Below are 16,509 nucleotides of genomic sequence, written 5' to 3'. Positions count from 1 at the left end.
ATGGCCGGCGCAAAAGAGATACGTAATAAAATCGGTAGTGTTAAAAGCACACAGAAGATTACGAAAGCAATGGAAATGGTAGCAGCTTCAAAAATGCGTCGTTCTCAAGACGCAATGGAAGCTACTCGTCCATATGCAGAAACAATGCGTAAAGTGATCGGTCATTTGGCTAATGGTAGCCTCGAGTATAAGCATCCTTATCTTGAGGAACGTGAAGCCAAACGTGTTGGTTACATCATCGTTTCTACAGACCGTGGTCTTTGTGGTGGTTTGAACATTAACTTGTTCAAAAAAGCCATGAACGACATGAAAGATTGGTCTGAGAAAGGTGCTGACGTTGAACTTGCAATTGTAGGTTCAAAAGCGACAGCATTTTTCAACAACAGCGGCGCGAAAGTAGCAGCTCAAGTTTCTGGTCTGGGCGATCGTCCAAGCCTTGAAGACTTGATTGGCTCTGTAAGCGTTATGCTGAAGAAATATGATGAAGGCGAATTAGATCGCCTGTTCGTAGTGTTCAACAAGTTTGAAAACACTATGGTTCAAGAACCAACGATCGATCAATTACTTCCTTTGCCTAAATCAGACAGCGAAGAAATGAAACGCAGTCATTCTTGGGACTACATTTATGAGCCCGAGCCAAAACCACTACTAGATGCACTATTGGTTCGATACGTCGAATCTCAAGTGTACCAAGGTGTGGTTGAGAACCTTGCTTGTGAGCAAGCGGCTCGAATGATTGCAATGAAATCAGCAACAGATAACGCTGGTGACATTATTGATGACTTAGAACTTGTGTATAACAAAGCGCGTCAAGCGGCGATTACACAAGAACTTTCTGAGATCGTTTCAGGCGCAGCTGCGGTTTAAGCTTAGGTAAAACTAAATAGTTAGAGGATTAACGATGGCTACAGGTAAGATCGTACAGATCATCGGTGCGGTAGTCGACGTAGAGTTCCCACAGGGTGAAGTACCTCGTGTATACGACGCTCTGAATGTTAATGAAGTACAAGAACGTCTAGTTCTTGAAGTTCAGCAACAACTTGGCGGTGGCGTAGTTCGCGCAATCGTAATGGGTAGCTCTGATGGTTTACGTCGTGGTTTGACAGTTGAAAATACTGGCGCTCCAATCTCAGTACCAGTAGGTACTAAGACATTGGGTCGTATCATGAACGTCCTAGGTGACGCGATTGATGAGTGTGGCGAGATTGGTGCTGAAGAGCATTACGCCATTCACCGTGAAGCTCCAAGCTACGAAGAGCAGTCTAACGAGACAGCTCTTCTAGAAACTGGTGTTAAAGTAATCGACTTGATTTGTCCATTCGCTAAGGGTGGTAAAATCGGTCTATTCGGTGGTGCTGGTGTAGGTAAGACCGTTAACATGATGGAACTTATCAACAACATCGCACTTCAACACTCAGGCCTATCTGTATTTGCAGGTGTAGGTGAGCGTACTCGTGAAGGTAACGATTTCTACTTTGAGATGCAGGAAGCAGGTGTTGTAAACATCGAAAAACCTGAAGAATCAAAAGTAGCGATGGTTTACGGTCAGATGAACGAGCCACCAGGTAACCGTCTACGTGTTGCACTGACTGGTCTAACAATGGCAGAGCGCTTCCGTGACGAAGGTCGTGACGTTCTACTGTTCGTTGATAACATCTACCGTTACACACTAGCAGGTACTGAAGTATCAGCACTTCTAGGTCGTATGCCTTCTGCGGTAGGTTACCAACCTACACTAGCTGAAGAAATGGGTGTTCTACAAGAGCGTATCACGTCAACTAAATCTGGTTCTATCACGTCTGTACAGGCGGTATACGTACCAGCGGATGACTTGACTGACCCGTCTCCAGCAACAACGTTCGCTCACTTGGATGCAACGGTTGTACTTAACCGTAACATCGCATCTATGGGTCTATACCCAGCGATCGACCCGCTAGATTCTACTTCACGTCAACTGGATCCATTGGTAGTTGGACAAGAGCACTACGACATCGCTCGTGGCGTTCAGTCTACTCTTCAGCGCTATAAAGAGCTGAAAGATATCATTGCTATCCTAGGTATGGACGAGCTATCTGAAGAAGATAAGCAAGTTGTATCTCGTGCTCGTAAGATTGAGAAGTTCCTAACTCAGCCTTACCACGTAGCGGAAGTATTTACAGGTGACCCAGGCGTTTACGTACCTCTTAAAGAGACTCTACGTGGCTTCCAAGGTCTTCTATCTGGTGAATACGATGACATTCCAGAGCAAGCGTTCATGTACTGTGGTGCAATTGACGAAGCTATCGAGAATGCTAAGAAGCTATAAGGCTAACTAGGAGGCGATATGGCAGCAATAACCTTTCACCTAGACGTTGTAAGTGCAGAGAAACAAATTTTCTCAGGCCTTGTTGAGACGTTTCAGGTGACCGGTAGTGAGGGTGAGCTTGGTATTTTCCATGGTCATACTCCACTGCTGACCGCTATCAAGCCTGGTATGGTGCGTATTGTTAAGCAGCACGGCCACGAAGAAATTATTTATGTTTCTGGTGGTATGGTAGAAGTTCAGCCTGGTACAGCGACTGTACTGGCTGATACAGCTATCCGTGGTGAAGAGCTAGACGCAGCAAAGGCGGAAGAAGCTAAACGCAAGGCTGTGGAGAATATCCAAAATCAGCATGGCGACATAGACTTCGCACAAGCGGCCGGTGAACTGGCTAAAGCCATTGCTCAGTTACGAGTTATCGAACTGACAAAACAGCGTCGTTAATCTTTTTAAGATTATAGACTCTGAGATAAAGGCGACCTAAGGGTCGCCTTTTTGCATTTTTGATGTTCTCAAAAATGCTTCTTTTACGTATCACTACTGGTTAAATGGTTATTGCGATTTAATTTTTTGGCCAAAAACGGTTACAATATCGGCTTAACAAAAATAATGTTGGATAGGTTTACAATGAAGTTTAGCGCAGTAATTCTCGCGGCGGGCAAAGGCACTCGCATGTATTCAAACACACCAAAGGTTCTGCACACACTTGCGGGTAAGCCAATGGTGAAGCACGTTATCGATACATGTAATGGTCTAGGCGCCCAAAACATCAACCTGGTTTACGGACACGGTGGTGATCAGATGAAGGCTACCCTAGCTGAAGAATCTGTAAACTGGGCACTGCAAGCTGAGCAGCTGGGTACGGGTCACGCTGTGGATCAAGCATCTGCACATTTCGCTGATGATGAAAAAGTATTAGTGCTCTACGGTGATGTGCCTCTTATCTCACCAGATACTATTGAAAACCTATTAGACGCTCAACCAAACGGTGGCATCGCGCTACTTACTGTCGTGTTAGACAACCCAATGGGCTACGGACGTATTATTCGTCGTAATGGTCCTGTTGTGGCTATCGTTGAACAGAAAGATGCAACGGATGAGCAGAAGCTTATCAAAGAGATCAACACTGGCGTTATGGTGGCGACAGGTGGCGATCTGAAGCGCTGGTTGTCTGGTCTAAGTAACGACAACGCACAGGGCGAATATTACCTGACTGACGTTATCGCAGCGGCTCACGACGAAGGTCGTGCGGTTGAAGCAGTACATCCAGTAAGCCCTATTGAAGTGGAAGGCGTGAATGACCGCTCTCAACTGGCTCGTCTAGAGCGCGCTTACCAAGCTGAGCAAGCAGACAAGTTATTGAAGCAAGGCGTAATGCTGCGCGATCCAAGCCGCTTTGATCTACGTGGTGAACTGCAATGTGGTATGGACGTTGAGATTGATACTAACGTTATCATCGAAGGCAGCGTAAGCATTGGCGACAACGTGATTATCGGCACTGGTTGTGTATTGAAAGACTGTGAGATTGATGACAACACCATCGTTCGCCCATACAGCGTAATCGAAGGTGCAACGGTCGGTGAAGACTGTACGGTTGGTCCTTTCACTCGTCTACGTCCTGGTGCTGATATGCGTAATAACTCGCACGTTGGTAACTTTGTCGAAGTGAAGAACACTCGCCTTGGTGAAGGTTCTAAAGCGAACCACTTAACGTATCTAGGCGATGCTGAAATTGGTCAGCGCGTAAACGTGGGTGCGGGTGCAATTACTTGCAACTACGATGGTGCGAATAAGTTTAAGACCATCATCGGCGATGACGTGTTCGTTGGTTCAGATAGCCAATTAATAGCGCCTGTTACGATTGGTAATGGTGCTACCGTTGGTGCTGGCTCTACAGTAACACGCGATGTTTCTGAAAATGAGCTGGTTATCAGCCGTGCGAAAGAACGTAAGATTGCTGATTGGAAACGTCCAACTAAGAAATAATCTCTAACGTTCAAAAGACATTCTTAAGAAAGCCAGTAGCATCACTACTGGCTTTTTTGTATCGGTCACTCACTGCTAACAAAATAATCAATTTGGCAATTGTATTTTTTTAATAGATTGTTAATATTCGGGCAATGGTTCGGTATAAATGGGTTAATGTACGGTGATATTGGTTGAAAAGAAATGGCAAACATTGCCGATCATTATTTTGTCTTTTTCAATGTTAATAGGTCTCTATGGCTTTTATGTAACGTTGGAAAAGCTGGTTGTTGAGAATGAGCGTGATCATCTTGTCTCTTTGATGTCAGACGTTATCTATGAAATTCGTGAGGATAGTCAGCTATTTACAGCTGATATGGATGTCGATGATTACATCGGAGACTTAACGCAAGCCAACACTCGACTCCGAATCCAAGTGATCAGTCCCGATGGTGTCGTGATTGGTGATACGGATCTTTCAGACCATGCACTAGCTAGAGTGGAAAATCACGGTAACCGCCCCGAATTCAAGCAAGCCCTTCAACAAGGTACTGGCAGTGATGTCCGTTTTAGTACCGTTACCTCCATCGACCGAATCTATTATTCAATGAAAGAGAGCGTTAACGGGCGAGATTTCGTTATCGTGATCTCTTCGCCAATGCATCAACTGAAACAGATGAACTTCCAATTGATGGGGATTCTGGTTGGTATGGTGTTACTGAGTTTGAGCTTCTTGATCGGCACCTCTTACGTGAGCAATCGCCAAATTGTTCATCGAGTGGAAGAAGAACAGAAGAAGCAAGATGAACGCATTCGCCAACGAACCCACGAAATTGAGTTGATGCACCGCCTCGCGAATATGCTTGCCGCGTGTAACAACATGGTGGAAGCCCAACAGATCGTGTCGGATATCTTGCCGAGAATTCTTGGTAACGTGAACGGCAGTGTTTCTTTGATGCGTGCATCGCGTAATCAGTTGATCACTCAGCTCGATTGGGGAGAGACTTGGCCGGGAAGTGCGAGCTTTGCTCCAGAAGAGTGCTGGTCACTGCGTAAAGGACGTGCACATCAATCGAATGATGATTTCCACTCGTTAACCTGTGGTCACATGCATGAGATGGAAAACAACCAAACCCTGTGTATTCCGTTGACAGCACACGGCAACACCATCGGCATCATGCACCTTTATTTCGGTGTTGGTGACATCAAGATAGATCCCATTACCGAGCAATTGGCGTTCAGTGTTTCCGAGCACTTAGGCTTAGCATTAGCTAACCTGAGCCTGCAAGAGAAGCTTCGCTCGCAAGCATTGAGCGATCCGCTGACTGGCTTATTCAACCGTCGTTTCTTCGAACAAAAACTGGAAGAACACTCAATGAATTCGGCCACCAGCGAGCAGCCATTATCGCTATTGATGCTCGATTTGGATCACTTCAAACGCTTCAATGACAACTTTGGTCATGATGCAGGTGACTTCGTATTGAAAGAGATCAGTGCGCTACTCAAACAGAGTGTCAGCGAAGACGAGATTGCTTGCCGGCTCGGTGGTGAGGAGTTAGCGGTACTGCTTCCACATTATTCAATGCAAGAAGCGACGGAGTTTGGTCAAACCTTGTGTGATGCGGTGCGTTCAATGCACCTTGAGCACAAAGGCCTATCGCTAGGGCAGCTTGGAGTTTCAATTGGTGTGGCCACGTATCCTAAGCCAGCCTCTGATACCGAGTCTCTGGTTAAGATGGCCGATAATGCTCTGTACATGGCGAAAGATATGGGTCGCAGCCGAGTGGTTAACTATGATGAATACAGCCGCCATAAAGCGCCAGCGTTAGAAATTGTTGACGGTGAAGCGGCTTCGAAATCGTTATAAGCAAAGGCTGAATTTAGATATAAAAAAGAGCGAGATTACTCGCTCTTTTTTGTTTTCGTTAATCCAGAAATTAGTCTTGTTTCTCGTCAGCGACCACTCGAGAGTTGTCTGGTGTCGCGAAGTGTTCAGAAAGCTCTTTGTTCGAAACAATATAGCCAACCCACAATGCACCCAAGCAGATCACAACCGCGATACCCGTTGCGCTTAATGCTTGGCTAGCCATTGCTGCGACCAATGCACTTGATAGGCCACTGATACTGATTTGTAGGCTGTTTTGTAGACCAGCAGCTGTTGCTGGGCTTTGTTTAGCACTTGATAGAGCACGGTTTACTACGATTGGGTAAAGTGCACCGTTTGCGACAGCAATCAAACAGAAAGGTGCTAGTAAAGGCCAGATTGACGTCAGTTCCCACTGTGATGCGATGAAGATAAGCATCGCCGCTACGCTGAACAAACCGATAAGGTTTCTTAGTACAACGCCATCGCCATATTTCTTCACCGCTTGCTTACCGAAGTAACCACCCGCCATGAACGCGATTGTTTGTGGGATAAAGCTCAAACCGATATCTTTTGCTTCATAACCTAGCTGAGCCATTATCTCTGGCATACCCGTTAGGTAAGCAAAGAACGCTGCAGATGCTGACGCAAACATTAAAACATTACCCATGTAAGGCTTTGATTTAAGCAACATCTTGATGTCTGTCTTAATCGATGTCTGTTTTACTTCAGGCGCTTCTTTTGGTTGAGCCATTGTTGTCGCCACTAGCAGTGCACCCATCAAGGTTAATGTGATGAAGATGCTGTGCCAACCAAAGCTATCCGCCAGTAACACACCTAGCTGAGGTGCTAGTGCAGGAGACAGCGCAACCAAAGGCATGATGGTTGCAAAAATTTGTTGGCTACTGCTTTGTGAGTAACGCTTGATTACCATTGCTTGCCAGATTACCGCAGGAGCACATACGCCGATCGCTTGAATGAAGCGTAGTGTCAGTAGGTGCCATACCTCGGTGCTGAATGCTAAGCCGAATGAAGCTGCAGTAAAGATAACAAGACCAACCGCCAGCGTATTACGGTGACCATACTTGTCACTCGCTAGACCCCAAAGAAGCTGACCCATTGCCATACCGCCAAGGAATACCGTTAAAGACAGAGCAATTTGCTCTGGGCCGGTTGCGAAATCAACTTCCATTGCCTTAAATGCAGGAAGGTACATATCGGTCGCAATAAAGCCCAGCATTGAAAGAACTGCAAGGTAGACCAATTGAAATTTAGAAATATTCATAAGATGCCATTAAGCTAAAGGTAGTGATGTTTTTATCATCAAAAAAAATTGTTTGATATACAGAAGTGAAAGCCCCTGTTTATTTATGCTGACATTCTATTTTTCAGACCTGATAAAATAAAACGCTAAAATATGTGGTTATCAATCAAAAAATTTGAAGGCTTATGTTCTCTAAATCCTCTTTAGAAATGCTCGATACGGTTGCTCGCTTAGGTAGCTTTACTGCGGCGGCAGAACAATTGCACAAAGTACCATCGGCGATCAGCTACGGTGTTAGGCAGGTTGAGCAAGAACTGGATGTTCTACTTTTCAGACGTTTACCAAGAAAAGTAGAGCTGACACCTGCCGGTGAATTGTTCATTGAAGAGGCACGTGCGTTACTGAGGCAGATGGAAGAAGTCAGTGCCCAGACTCGCCGAGCGGCGCGTGGCTGGAAGAAAACCTTGCGCCTAACGCTAGATAACGTGGTTAAGCTCGACAAGATGAAGCCGATGATTGAAGAGTTCTACCAAACCTTTGAGTTTGCAGAGCTTCAGATCAACATGGAGGTGTTTAATGGCTCTTGGGAAGCGATTGCACAGGGTCGAGCGGATATTGTGATAGGTGCAACCTCAGCGATTCCGGTCGGTGGCGACTTTGAGGTTAAAGATATGGGACGCTTAGATTGGGCGTTTGTGATGTCACCAAGCCACCCGTGTGTGCGAGAGCAAAACCTCAATGAAGAGTTTGTTAGCCAGTATCCCGCGATATGTTTGGACGATACCTCTAGCGTGCTCCCTAAGCGACACACAGGCCACTACTCAAGTCAAAGACGCCTGTTGTTACCTAACTGGTATAGCGCTATAGAGTGTCTTAAGAATGGAGTTGGAGTGGGTTATATGCCGAGGCACATTGCCGCGCCAATTATCGAACAAGGCCTGCTGGTGGAGAAAATACTGCCTGAACCGAGTCCGCAGAGTCATTGTTGTTTGGTATGGCGAAAAGACGATAACCATAAACTGATCGAATGGATGGTGAAGTACCTAGGATCGAGTGAGCAACTTCACCAAGATTGGTTGGATCATCGCAAGGCGATCTAATGATCTGTTTACAAGAAGATCCTTTTCAAGCTTGAGCTGAATCAGCACCAATAAAAAGAGCGAGTAAATACTCGCTCTTTTTGATTCGGTCGTTAACTCTTAAGACAAGAAGAACTTGTAGGAAGGGTTATCGGTTTCATCTTTACACTGATAGCCAAGCTCTCGTAGGTGTGTCGAGAACTGAGCCAAATCATCACCATCAAGTTCAAAGCCACACAATACACGGCCGTAGTCGGCACCGTGGTTACGGTAATTGAATAGGCTGATATTCCAGTGTGTCCCTAAGGTATCAAGGAATTTAATCAATGCACCTGGGTACTCTGGGAACTCAAAGCTGTACAGACGTTCTTTCAGTAGCTTCGATGGTTTACCGCCAATCATGTAGCGAATGTGCAGTTTTGCCATCTCATCATCAGAGAGATCGACAACTGGATAGCCGCCCTCACGTAAGTCATTGATGATGTGTTCGAGTTCTTCTTGACCACCTTGTAGGCGTACACCAACGAAGATATTCGCTAGGCTTTCGTCGTTGTGGCGGTAGTTAAACTCAGTCACCGCTCGACCACCAATGATATTACAGAACTCTAGGAATGCCCCTTGTCGCTCTGGAATAGTAACCGCAAGTAGACCTTCTCGCTTCTCACCCAGCTCACAACGTTCAGAGACATATCGCAGGCCGTGGAAGTTGGTGTTAGCACCAGACAGTACCGTTGCTAATTGCTTGTCTTGCAGTTGGTTCTGTTCAGCAAACTTTTTCAAACCAGCCAGAGCAAGCGCTCCTGAAGGTTCAGCAATCGCACGAGTGTCTTCAAAGATATCTTTCACCGCAGAGCAGATCTCATCACTAGAGACTGCAACGTGACCGTCAATGTATTGCTGGCAAAGGCGGAAGGTTTCTTCGCCAATGCGTTTAACCGCAACACCATCAGCAAACATGCTGACCTGATCCAGTACCACAGGTTCACCAGCATCGAGAGCCGCTTTTAAGCACGACGAATCTTCTGGTTCTACTGCAATGACTTTAATCTCTGGCATTAGCTGTTTTACTAATACAGCAACACCCGCAGCTAAGCCGCCGCCACCAACCGGCACAAAGATATAGTCCATGTGACCGTTTTGCTGCAGCATCTCCATGCCCATCGTACCTTGCCCTGCAATCACCAGTGGATGATCGAAAGGAGGCACAAAGGTAAAGCCATGTTCAGCAGAAAGACGTTCCGCTTCTGCCTTGGCTTCATCAAAGTTGCTGCCGTGCAGAACCACGTTTCCGCCAAAGCCACGTACCGCATCAACCTTGATGTCTGGTGTGGTTTTTGGCATCACAATCGTAGTCTGAATGCCCAACTTAGAGCCAGACAGCGCCATACCTTGAGCATGGTTACCCGCCGATGCAGCAATCACACCTGCGGCTTTTTGCTGCTCAGAAAGGCTTGATACCATGTTGTAGGCGCCGCGTAGCTTGAACGAGTGCACCGGCTGACGGTCTTCTCGTTTAAGCTGAACCTGATTACCAATGCGCGCGCTTAAACGCGGCATATCCTGTAGAGGTGTTACGATTGCCGCTTCGTAAACCGGCGCTCTCAGGATCTGACGCAGATAATCTGCGCCAGTTTGTTTCTGGGGACTGGAGGTGTCATCACTCATAGTTAGCCCTCAAGTTTAGACTTATCACGTACTGCGCCTTTGTCGGCACTGGTCGCCATGCTTGCGTAAGCCTTCAGTGCGAAAGACACTTCACGCTGACGGTTTTCTGGTTTCCAGCCTAGTGCATCTTGTTTAACGCGACGTGCTTCAAGCTCTGCTTCAGGCACATCAAGTGTGATTGAGCGGCTAGGGATGTCGATAGTGATAATATCGCCCGTGTTCACTAGACCAATCACACCACCACTTGCTGCTTCTGGAGAAGCGTGGCCGATAGACAGACCTGATGTACCACCAGAGAAACGTCCGTCAGTTAGGAGAGCACAAGACTTACCTAGACCCATAGATTTTAGGTAAGTCGTTGGGTAGAGCATTTCTTGCATGCCCGGACCACCTTTAGGGCCTTCGTAACGAATAACAACCACTTCGCCTGCTTTTACTTTACCCGCTAAGATACCGTCTACTGCTGTGTCTTGGCTTTCAAATACGATTGCAGGGCCTTGGAACTTAAGGTTTTCTTCATCAACACCCGCGGTCTTAACGATACAACCATCAACGGCGATGTTACCTGAAAGTACCGCTAGACCACCTTCTTGGCTGAATGCGTTCTCTTTGGTACGAATACAACCATCGACGCGGTCATCATCAAGGCGATCCCAACGACAATCTTGTGAGAAAGCTTTGGTGGTACGGATACCAGCAGGGCCAGCGCGGAAGAACTTAAGCACGGCTTCGTCTTCTGTCTGCATGATGTCGTATTGAGCTAGCTGCTCTTGCATGCTTAGACCAAGCACGGTGCGAGTCTGGTTGTTCAGTAGGCCTGCACGGTCTAGTTCACCTAGGATAGCCATTACGCCACCAGCGCGGTGAACGTCTTCCATGTGGTATTTAGGCGTTGAAGGCGCAACCTTACATAGGTGTGGAACGCGGCGAGACATCTCGTCGATATCACCCATATCAAAATCAATCTCACCTTCTTGAGCTGCCGCTAAAAGGTGAAGTACTGTGTTACTTGAACCGCCCATCGCGATATCCAGCGCCATTGCATTATCAAAGGCTGCGCGGTTAGCGATGTTGCGTGGCAGTGCTGATTCGTCGTCTTGCTCGTAGTAACGCTTAGTTAGGTCAACGATACGTTTACCGGCATTGATGAACAGCTCTTCACGGTCTGCGTGGGTTGCTAGCATAGAACCGTTACCTGGCTGAGATAGGCCAAGCGCTTCTGTTAGACAGTTCATTGAGTTCGCTGTGAACATACCTGAACATGAACCACATGTCGGACATGCAGAACGCTCTACTTGCTCACTTTGCTCATCAGAAATAGTTGGATCGGCACCTTGGATCATTGCGTCAACAAGGTCTAGCTTGATGATTTGATCTGAAAGCTTGGTTTTACCCGCTTCCATTGGACCGCCAGATACAAAGATCACTGGGATGTTAAGACGCATTGCTGCCATCATCATTCCCGGAGTGATTTTGTCACAGTTAGAGATACATACCATCGCATCTGCACAGTGTGCATTGACCATGTATTCTACTGAGTCTGCGATAAGCTCACGTGATGGCAGTGAGTACAGCATGCCGCCGTGACCCATTGCAATACCATCATCAACTGCGATGGTATTGAATTCTTTAGCGATACCGCCCGCTTTCTCGATTTCACCCGCAACCAGTTGACCCATGTCTTTAAGGTGAACGTGGCCTGGTACGAATTGAGTGAACGAGTTTACAACTGCGATGATTGGCTTACCGAAGTCATCATCTTTAACGCCAGTTGCACGCCATAAAGCGCGCGCACCAGCCATGTTGCGTCCGTGGGTAGTCGTTGCTGAACGATAGATTGGCATTGCTTAAATCCTTATAAAATATTTGGCTGTTGCTTACTTAGCTGTTTGCGTTTGGTTTTCTGAAGTGTGGTCTGCTGGGTAAACATAATCTAACCAGCCCCACTTATCTTCAGTGGTTCCATTGAATAGACCAAAGTAAGCCGCTTGAACTTTTTCAGTGATAGGACCGCGTTTGCCTTCACCTACTGTAATTTTGTCTACGCTGCGAACCGGAACGATTTCCGCCGCTGTGCCTGTCATGAAGACCTCATCGGCAAGGTATAGCGCTTCACGAGCAATGTTCTCTTCACGGATCTCATAACCCATGTCTTTTGCTAGTGTCATGATCGAATCACGAGTGATACCCGGCAGAATTGCGCTGGTCGCTGGTGGCGTTGATAGCACGCCATTGCGTACCACAAAGATATTCTCACCTGCACCTTCAGAAAGGTAACCATCAACACTCAGTGCGATGCCTTCATCGTAACCATGACGACGAGCTTCACCACCGACCAGTAGTGAAGATAGGTAGTTACCACCGGCTTTCGCTGCGGTTGGGATCGTGTTTGGAGCGGCACGGTTCCAGCTAGAAATCATCGCATCAACGCCGTTTTCTAGCGCTTCTTCGCCTAGGTAAGAGCCCCAAGGGAAAGCAGCGATGATTAGCTCCATCTCTGTGTTTTCTGGCGGGCAGACACCCAAACCAACATTACCTACGAAACCTAGAGGGCGGATGTACGCTGACTCTAGCTTATTTTGGCGTAGCGTTTCGCGAGTCGCTTCCATAATTTCTTCCTCAGTGTAAGGAATAGGGAAGCGGTAGATTTTTGCTGAGTCTTTTAGGCGCTTAGCATGTTCAGGGTGACGAAAGATAACCGGACCTTTTGGTGTGTTGTAGCAACGAACACCTTCAAACACAGAAGTACCGTAGTGCATTGCGTGAGTCAGGACGTGAACGTTCGCCTCTGCCCAAGGAACCATCTCACCGTTAAACCAAATATAGTCTGCTGTTTTAGCTGTCATGTTTGCGGTTCCTTATGCGTTTATCTTTTGTTGTAAGTTGTTGTTTGGCAATTCATTACGGCTGATCGAGATAACGTCAACGGTACGCACATCCCACAGCTTTTCGATTTGGTTTACCAAGAACGAGATCGGACGGTCACTGTCTACGATGATCTCAACACTCGCCACTTTGCTTTCGTGGTTTTGAGTGCCCGCAACTTGCTTAACAATGAAGCCACGGTGGCGGATAACACGAAGAACACGCTCTAGTAGTACAGGCTTATCATCGGCTTTGATGTCTAATAGGTATCTTTTCATGTTATGTGTTCTCCAACATCTCACTGTTTGAAGCACCTGGCGGTACTAGTGGCCATACGTTTTCTTCTTCATCGATAAGAACATGAAGTAGGTAAGCGGTTTTACTCTCTAGCATCTCTTTCAATGCTGGTTCTACTTCTTCTTTACGAGTGATGGTTTTGCCCGGGATATCGAACGCTTTCGCAAGCATCACGAAATCAGGGTTGTCATCCAAGATAGTTTCACTGTGGCGGCCATCAAAGAACAGCGATTGCCATTGGCGAACCATGCCCAAACGAGAGTTATTAAGCAGTACCATTTTCACTGGGATCTGACGACGCTTCAATGTGCCAAGCTCTTGAATGTTCATCATGAACGAGCCGTCACCAGAGATAAGTATAGATTGGTCATCAGGACGCCCAACCGATGCACCCATTGCAGCTGGCAAGCCAAAGCCCATGGTGCCTAAACCGGCAGAGGTGATGAAATTCTGTGGATCGCGCGGCTGAATGTGCTGAGCTGCCCACATTTGGTGTTGGCCGACATCAGTCGATACGATAGAGCTTGCTGGCATCATGTCTGAAAGTTGCTTCAACAACAGTGGAGCAAAGATCAGATCGCCAGGGTGGTCGTAACGCCATTTGAATGAGCTACGAAGGCCTTCAGAGTGGTGAACCCAAGAGGAGATGTCTTGGCTTAGCTCTAGTTGAGGCATGATCTTATTGATGTCTCCGCGAATTGGCGCATTGGCAAGACGCAGTTTGCTGAACTCAGCGGCATCGATATCGATATGGATAACCTTAGCATGCGGCGCAAAGGTATCGAGTTTGCCTGTTACTCGGTCATCAAAACGAGCACCAACAACAATCAGTAGGTCACTTTCTTGAACTACAAGGTTAGCAGCTTTGGTGCCGTGCATACCCAGCATACCAAGGTAGTGTGGGTCGTCACGTTCGATAGTCCCCAAGCCTTTCAGTGTGCTTACGGCTGGCATTGGGTTAAGGCGTAAAAACTCACGAACCGCATCGGTTGCTTTAGCAAGTTGAACACCACCACCTACGTATAAAACAGGACGGGTTGCTTGAGACAAAAAGTACTGTGCCTGTTCAATGGCATCAGTTGTCGCAACAGGAATTGCGGGTGGAGTAAATTCAGGAAGAGTGTTAACAGGTGCTTCTGCTAGTTGAACATCTTTAGCGATATCGACGATAACCGGGCCAGGACGGCCAGACTTAGCTACCACAAACGCTTCTGCGAGGGTTGGAGCAAGATCTTCAATATCAGTTACTAGGTAGCTGTGTTTAGTACATGACAGAGACATACCAATCACATCCATTTCTTGGAATGCATCGGTACCAATGTGGGAACTTGCAACCTGACCTGTGATGGCAACCATTGGGATAGAGTCCATAAAGGCATCAGCAAGGCCAGTGACTAGGTTGGTAGCACCTGGGCCAGACGTTGCCATACAAACAGCGACATCTTGTGTTGCTCGAGCCATGCCGATCGCGGCCATAGCAGCGCCTTGCTCATGGCGACATAGGATATGTTCAACCCCGCCGTCATAGAGTGCATCGTAGATTGGCATGATGGCACCACCTGGGTAACCAAATACGGTCTCAATTCCTTGTTGCTTGAGTGCGGATACGACTAGTTCTGCGCCTTTCATCGGAATTCTCCCGTATTACCTTTATTTTGGTAACTGTTTCCTTTGTCTCTGCACATCTTGTGCTCCCATTCTTCCTGTAAATCGGCAAAGCCGAAAATGCTCAAAAATATAAAAATCGAATGTTTAAATTAGAAAAAACCCCCGGACTTGTCAGTGCGGGGGTTTTTTCTAATTCGTGGTTACTTTCTTCCCACTCGCCCCCGCGCAGTCTTAATAATGACTACGATAATCAGGTTAATCAGTGCGTAAATGCGAGCGTTAAAAATCATAATATTCGAGTTTTCTCGTTTATTGTCTTCAGTAAATGTCTACATCTCTAGTGTTATCACACAAATCTGCCGCATGACAAGGAAAATGTCATTCTTTTTTCACATTAAAACACCATTCCACCAAGCTATATAACAACCTTATAGCTTTGGTGAGCAACGAATATCCAGAGCGAATACTTTTAAATCAAAGACAAAGGAAAGTTATGGGACTCGCGATAATTCATAGCCGAGCTAGTGTGGGTGTAGAGGCGCCAGAAGTGACCGTTGAGGTGCATATAAGCAACGGAATGCCTGGCTTTACGCTGGTGGGTCTGCCTGAAACAACGGTCAAGGAATCTAAAGATCGAGTGAGAAGTGCGATCATCAATTCTCGCTTTGAGTTTCCATCAAAAAGAATCACCATAAACTGTTTTACGTGGGGAATTGGTTTGCGGCCTAATATCATGTTTCAATATTAAGCTCGATAGTGTGACGTAAAGGAGTAAAATAACTCGACTTGGAAAGAGGGGGGTTATGTCTGTGATAGTTGGTTACTTAGCTTGTTTCACTGGTGTCTATGTCGGCCTATACCTGCCAGATGTAGATTTAAAGCTAATGAGTATATTGCATCATCGCTCGATGCTTACTCATAGTATTATCTTGCCAATGCTTTTGCTATTGCATAAACCATCAAGACCATTAGTAGCAGGTTTATGTATCGGAGTTAGTATTCATTTATTAGCTGATATATTGTCGCCAATGCGTGGTTTCGCGCTTATCTACATTCCAGTGATAAAAAAATCTATTGGTGATTGGCAATCATTAATATGGATGGTTGGTAATGCTTTGGTGGGGTTGTGGTTTGCTGTCAGAGTCTTTCATAAGTACTTAGTTGCTATTGTGTTCGCATTGACTGGTTTGGTGTATTCAATATACAACGAGCAAAGTTTACTAGCATTTATACCGTGCTTAGTTGTATTGGGTCTATTTGGTTATTTTGAGTACAAAAAAACCGACTCATTACGTCGGTTATAGTAGTTCAAGTGAACTGATAGCGTCTCTATAGTATTGATATTCAAGTTCTCGAAGTAATGCCATCGGGTTATCAACCCTCATAACAGTGTCTTTGTACTTCTGAATTTCATCATCGGTCGCGGTGGTCTCGTCATCGCCTTTGATGTGGTATCGAAACGTCCTTAGCATCATTTCAATATCAGTTGGTGTACTAACGCATTCGAAAATCATCTCTGTATCATCAGCTTTCTTGAAAAAGTCGTCTATCATTGTGCCCAAAGTCGCATCCTCATTTTGTCGTCATCAGTCAGTACAAT

General features: G+C 46.4%; 14 protein-coding genes and 1 pseudogene. 8 read left to right on the top strand and 7 right to left on the bottom strand.

What is annotated here, in order from left to right; genetic code table 11:
* The 5 genes from atpG to AB6E85_RS22335 all read left to right on the top strand — a co-directional run bounded on the left by atpG (position 1) and on the right by AB6E85_RS22335 (position 6,134).
* The gene (gene atpG / locus AB6E85_RS22355) at positions 1-867 is read left to right on the top strand and encodes a F0F1 ATP synthase subunit gamma (RefSeq protein WP_016794171.1); all 867 of its coding nucleotides are present in this window, start codon (positions 1-3) and stop codon (positions 865-867) included.
* A 34-nt stretch (positions 868-901) separates the two neighbouring features.
* Positions 902-2,305 carry a F0F1 ATP synthase subunit beta gene (gene atpD, locus AB6E85_RS22350; protein ID WP_048610850.1) on the top strand — a complete coding sequence of 468 codons (1,404 nt, stop codon included), beginning with the start codon at positions 902-904 and terminating at the stop codon, positions 2,303-2,305.
* A gap of 18 nt (positions 2,306-2,323) precedes the next feature.
* Positions 2,324-2,746 carry a F0F1 ATP synthase subunit epsilon gene (locus AB6E85_RS22345; protein WP_004735742.1) on the top strand — a complete coding sequence of 141 codons (423 nt, stop codon included), beginning with the start codon at positions 2,324-2,326 and terminating at the stop codon, positions 2,744-2,746.
* 183 nt (positions 2,747-2,929) lie between these two features.
* Complete coding sequence (gene glmU, locus AB6E85_RS22340; RefSeq protein WP_052880507.1) at positions 2,930-4,288, top strand: bifunctional UDP-N-acetylglucosamine diphosphorylase/glucosamine-1-phosphate N-acetyltransferase GlmU; 1,359 nt, start codon at positions 2,930-2,932, stop codon at positions 4,286-4,288.
* 220 nt (positions 4,289-4,508) lie between these two features.
* Positions 4,509-6,134 (top strand): sensor domain-containing diguanylate cyclase, encoded by a 1,626-nt coding sequence (locus AB6E85_RS22335; protein WP_193840198.1) that lies wholly within the window; start codon positions 4,509-4,511, stop codon positions 6,132-6,134.
* A 70-nt stretch (positions 6,135-6,204) separates the two neighbouring features.
* On the opposite strand, the gene punC is transcribed toward AB6E85_RS22335, so the two are convergent.
* Positions 6,205-7,416 carry a purine nucleoside transporter PunC gene (gene punC / locus AB6E85_RS22330; protein WP_017063021.1) on the bottom strand — a complete coding sequence of 404 codons (1,212 nt, stop codon included), beginning with the start codon at positions 7,414-7,416 and terminating at the stop codon, positions 6,205-6,207.
* Between the two features lie 164 nt (positions 7,417-7,580).
* On the opposite strand from punC, the gene punR reads away from it, so the two are divergent.
* Entirely contained in the window at positions 7,581-8,495 is a 915-nt protein-coding gene (gene punR, locus AB6E85_RS22325; RefSeq protein ID WP_017067697.1) for a DNA-binding transcriptional activator PunR, read from the top strand.
* 99 nt (positions 8,496-8,594) lie between these two features.
* On the opposite strand, the gene ilvA is transcribed toward punR, so the two are convergent.
* From ilvA to ilvG, 5 genes are read right to left on the bottom strand one after another with little or no spacing between them, the layout of a single operon-like run.
* Positions 8,595-10,139: a threonine ammonia-lyase, biosynthetic gene (ilvA, locus tag AB6E85_RS22320; RefSeq protein ID WP_050633565.1), complete on the bottom strand. Its 1,545-nt coding sequence runs from the start codon at positions 10,137-10,139 to the stop codon at positions 8,595-8,597.
* A 2-nt stretch (positions 10,140-10,141) separates the two neighbouring features.
* Positions 10,142-11,983, bottom strand: a complete 1,842-nt coding sequence (gene ilvD / locus AB6E85_RS22315; protein WP_048610861.1) for a dihydroxy-acid dehydratase — start codon at positions 11,981-11,983, stop codon at positions 10,142-10,144.
* A gap of 33 nt (positions 11,984-12,016) precedes the next feature.
* On the bottom strand, positions 12,017-12,985 hold the full coding sequence (locus AB6E85_RS22310; protein WP_050642868.1) for a branched-chain amino acid transaminase: 969 nt from the start codon (positions 12,983-12,985) through the stop codon (positions 12,017-12,019).
* A gap of 12 nt (positions 12,986-12,997) precedes the next feature.
* Positions 12,998-13,282, bottom strand: coding sequence for an acetolactate synthase 2 small subunit (gene ilvM, locus AB6E85_RS22305; RefSeq protein WP_017055442.1), 285 nt, complete (start codon positions 13,280-13,282; stop codon positions 12,998-13,000).
* Position 13,283: 1 nt separating this feature from the next.
* Positions 13,284-14,930, bottom strand: coding sequence for an acetolactate synthase 2 catalytic subunit (gene ilvG, locus AB6E85_RS22300; protein WP_372144326.1), 1,647 nt, complete (start codon positions 14,928-14,930; stop codon positions 13,284-13,286).
* A gap of 472 nt (positions 14,931-15,402) precedes the next feature.
* Here ilvG and AB6E85_RS22295 point away from each other — a divergent pair.
* Both AB6E85_RS22295 and AB6E85_RS22290 read left to right on the top strand, forming a co-directional pair.
* Positions 15,403-15,606 (top strand): annotated as a pseudogene (locus tag AB6E85_RS22295) (magnesium chelatase domain-containing protein); the annotation flags it as partial.
* Positions 15,607-15,712: 106 nt separating this feature from the next.
* On the top strand, positions 15,713-16,213 hold the full coding sequence (locus AB6E85_RS22290) for a hypothetical protein (RefSeq protein WP_372144325.1): 501 nt from the start codon (positions 15,713-15,715) through the stop codon (positions 16,211-16,213).
* Here the strand turns inward: AB6E85_RS22290 and AB6E85_RS22285 are convergent.
* Complete coding sequence (locus AB6E85_RS22285; protein ID WP_372144324.1) at positions 16,208-16,471, bottom strand: hypothetical protein; 264 nt, start codon at positions 16,469-16,471, stop codon at positions 16,208-16,210. The genes AB6E85_RS22290 and AB6E85_RS22285 overlap by 6 nt on opposite strands.
* Positions 16,472-16,509 lie beyond the last annotated feature (38 nt).

Origin of the sequence: Vibrio sp. 10N.247.311.51, from assembly GCF_041467855.1 — a bacterium.
GTDB classification, from domain to species: Bacteria; Pseudomonadota; Gammaproteobacteria; order Enterobacterales; family Vibrionaceae; genus Vibrio; species Vibrio coralliirubri.
Note: the sequence above shows the minus strand (reverse complement) of the source record. Positions and strands in the feature narration are given on the sequence as shown.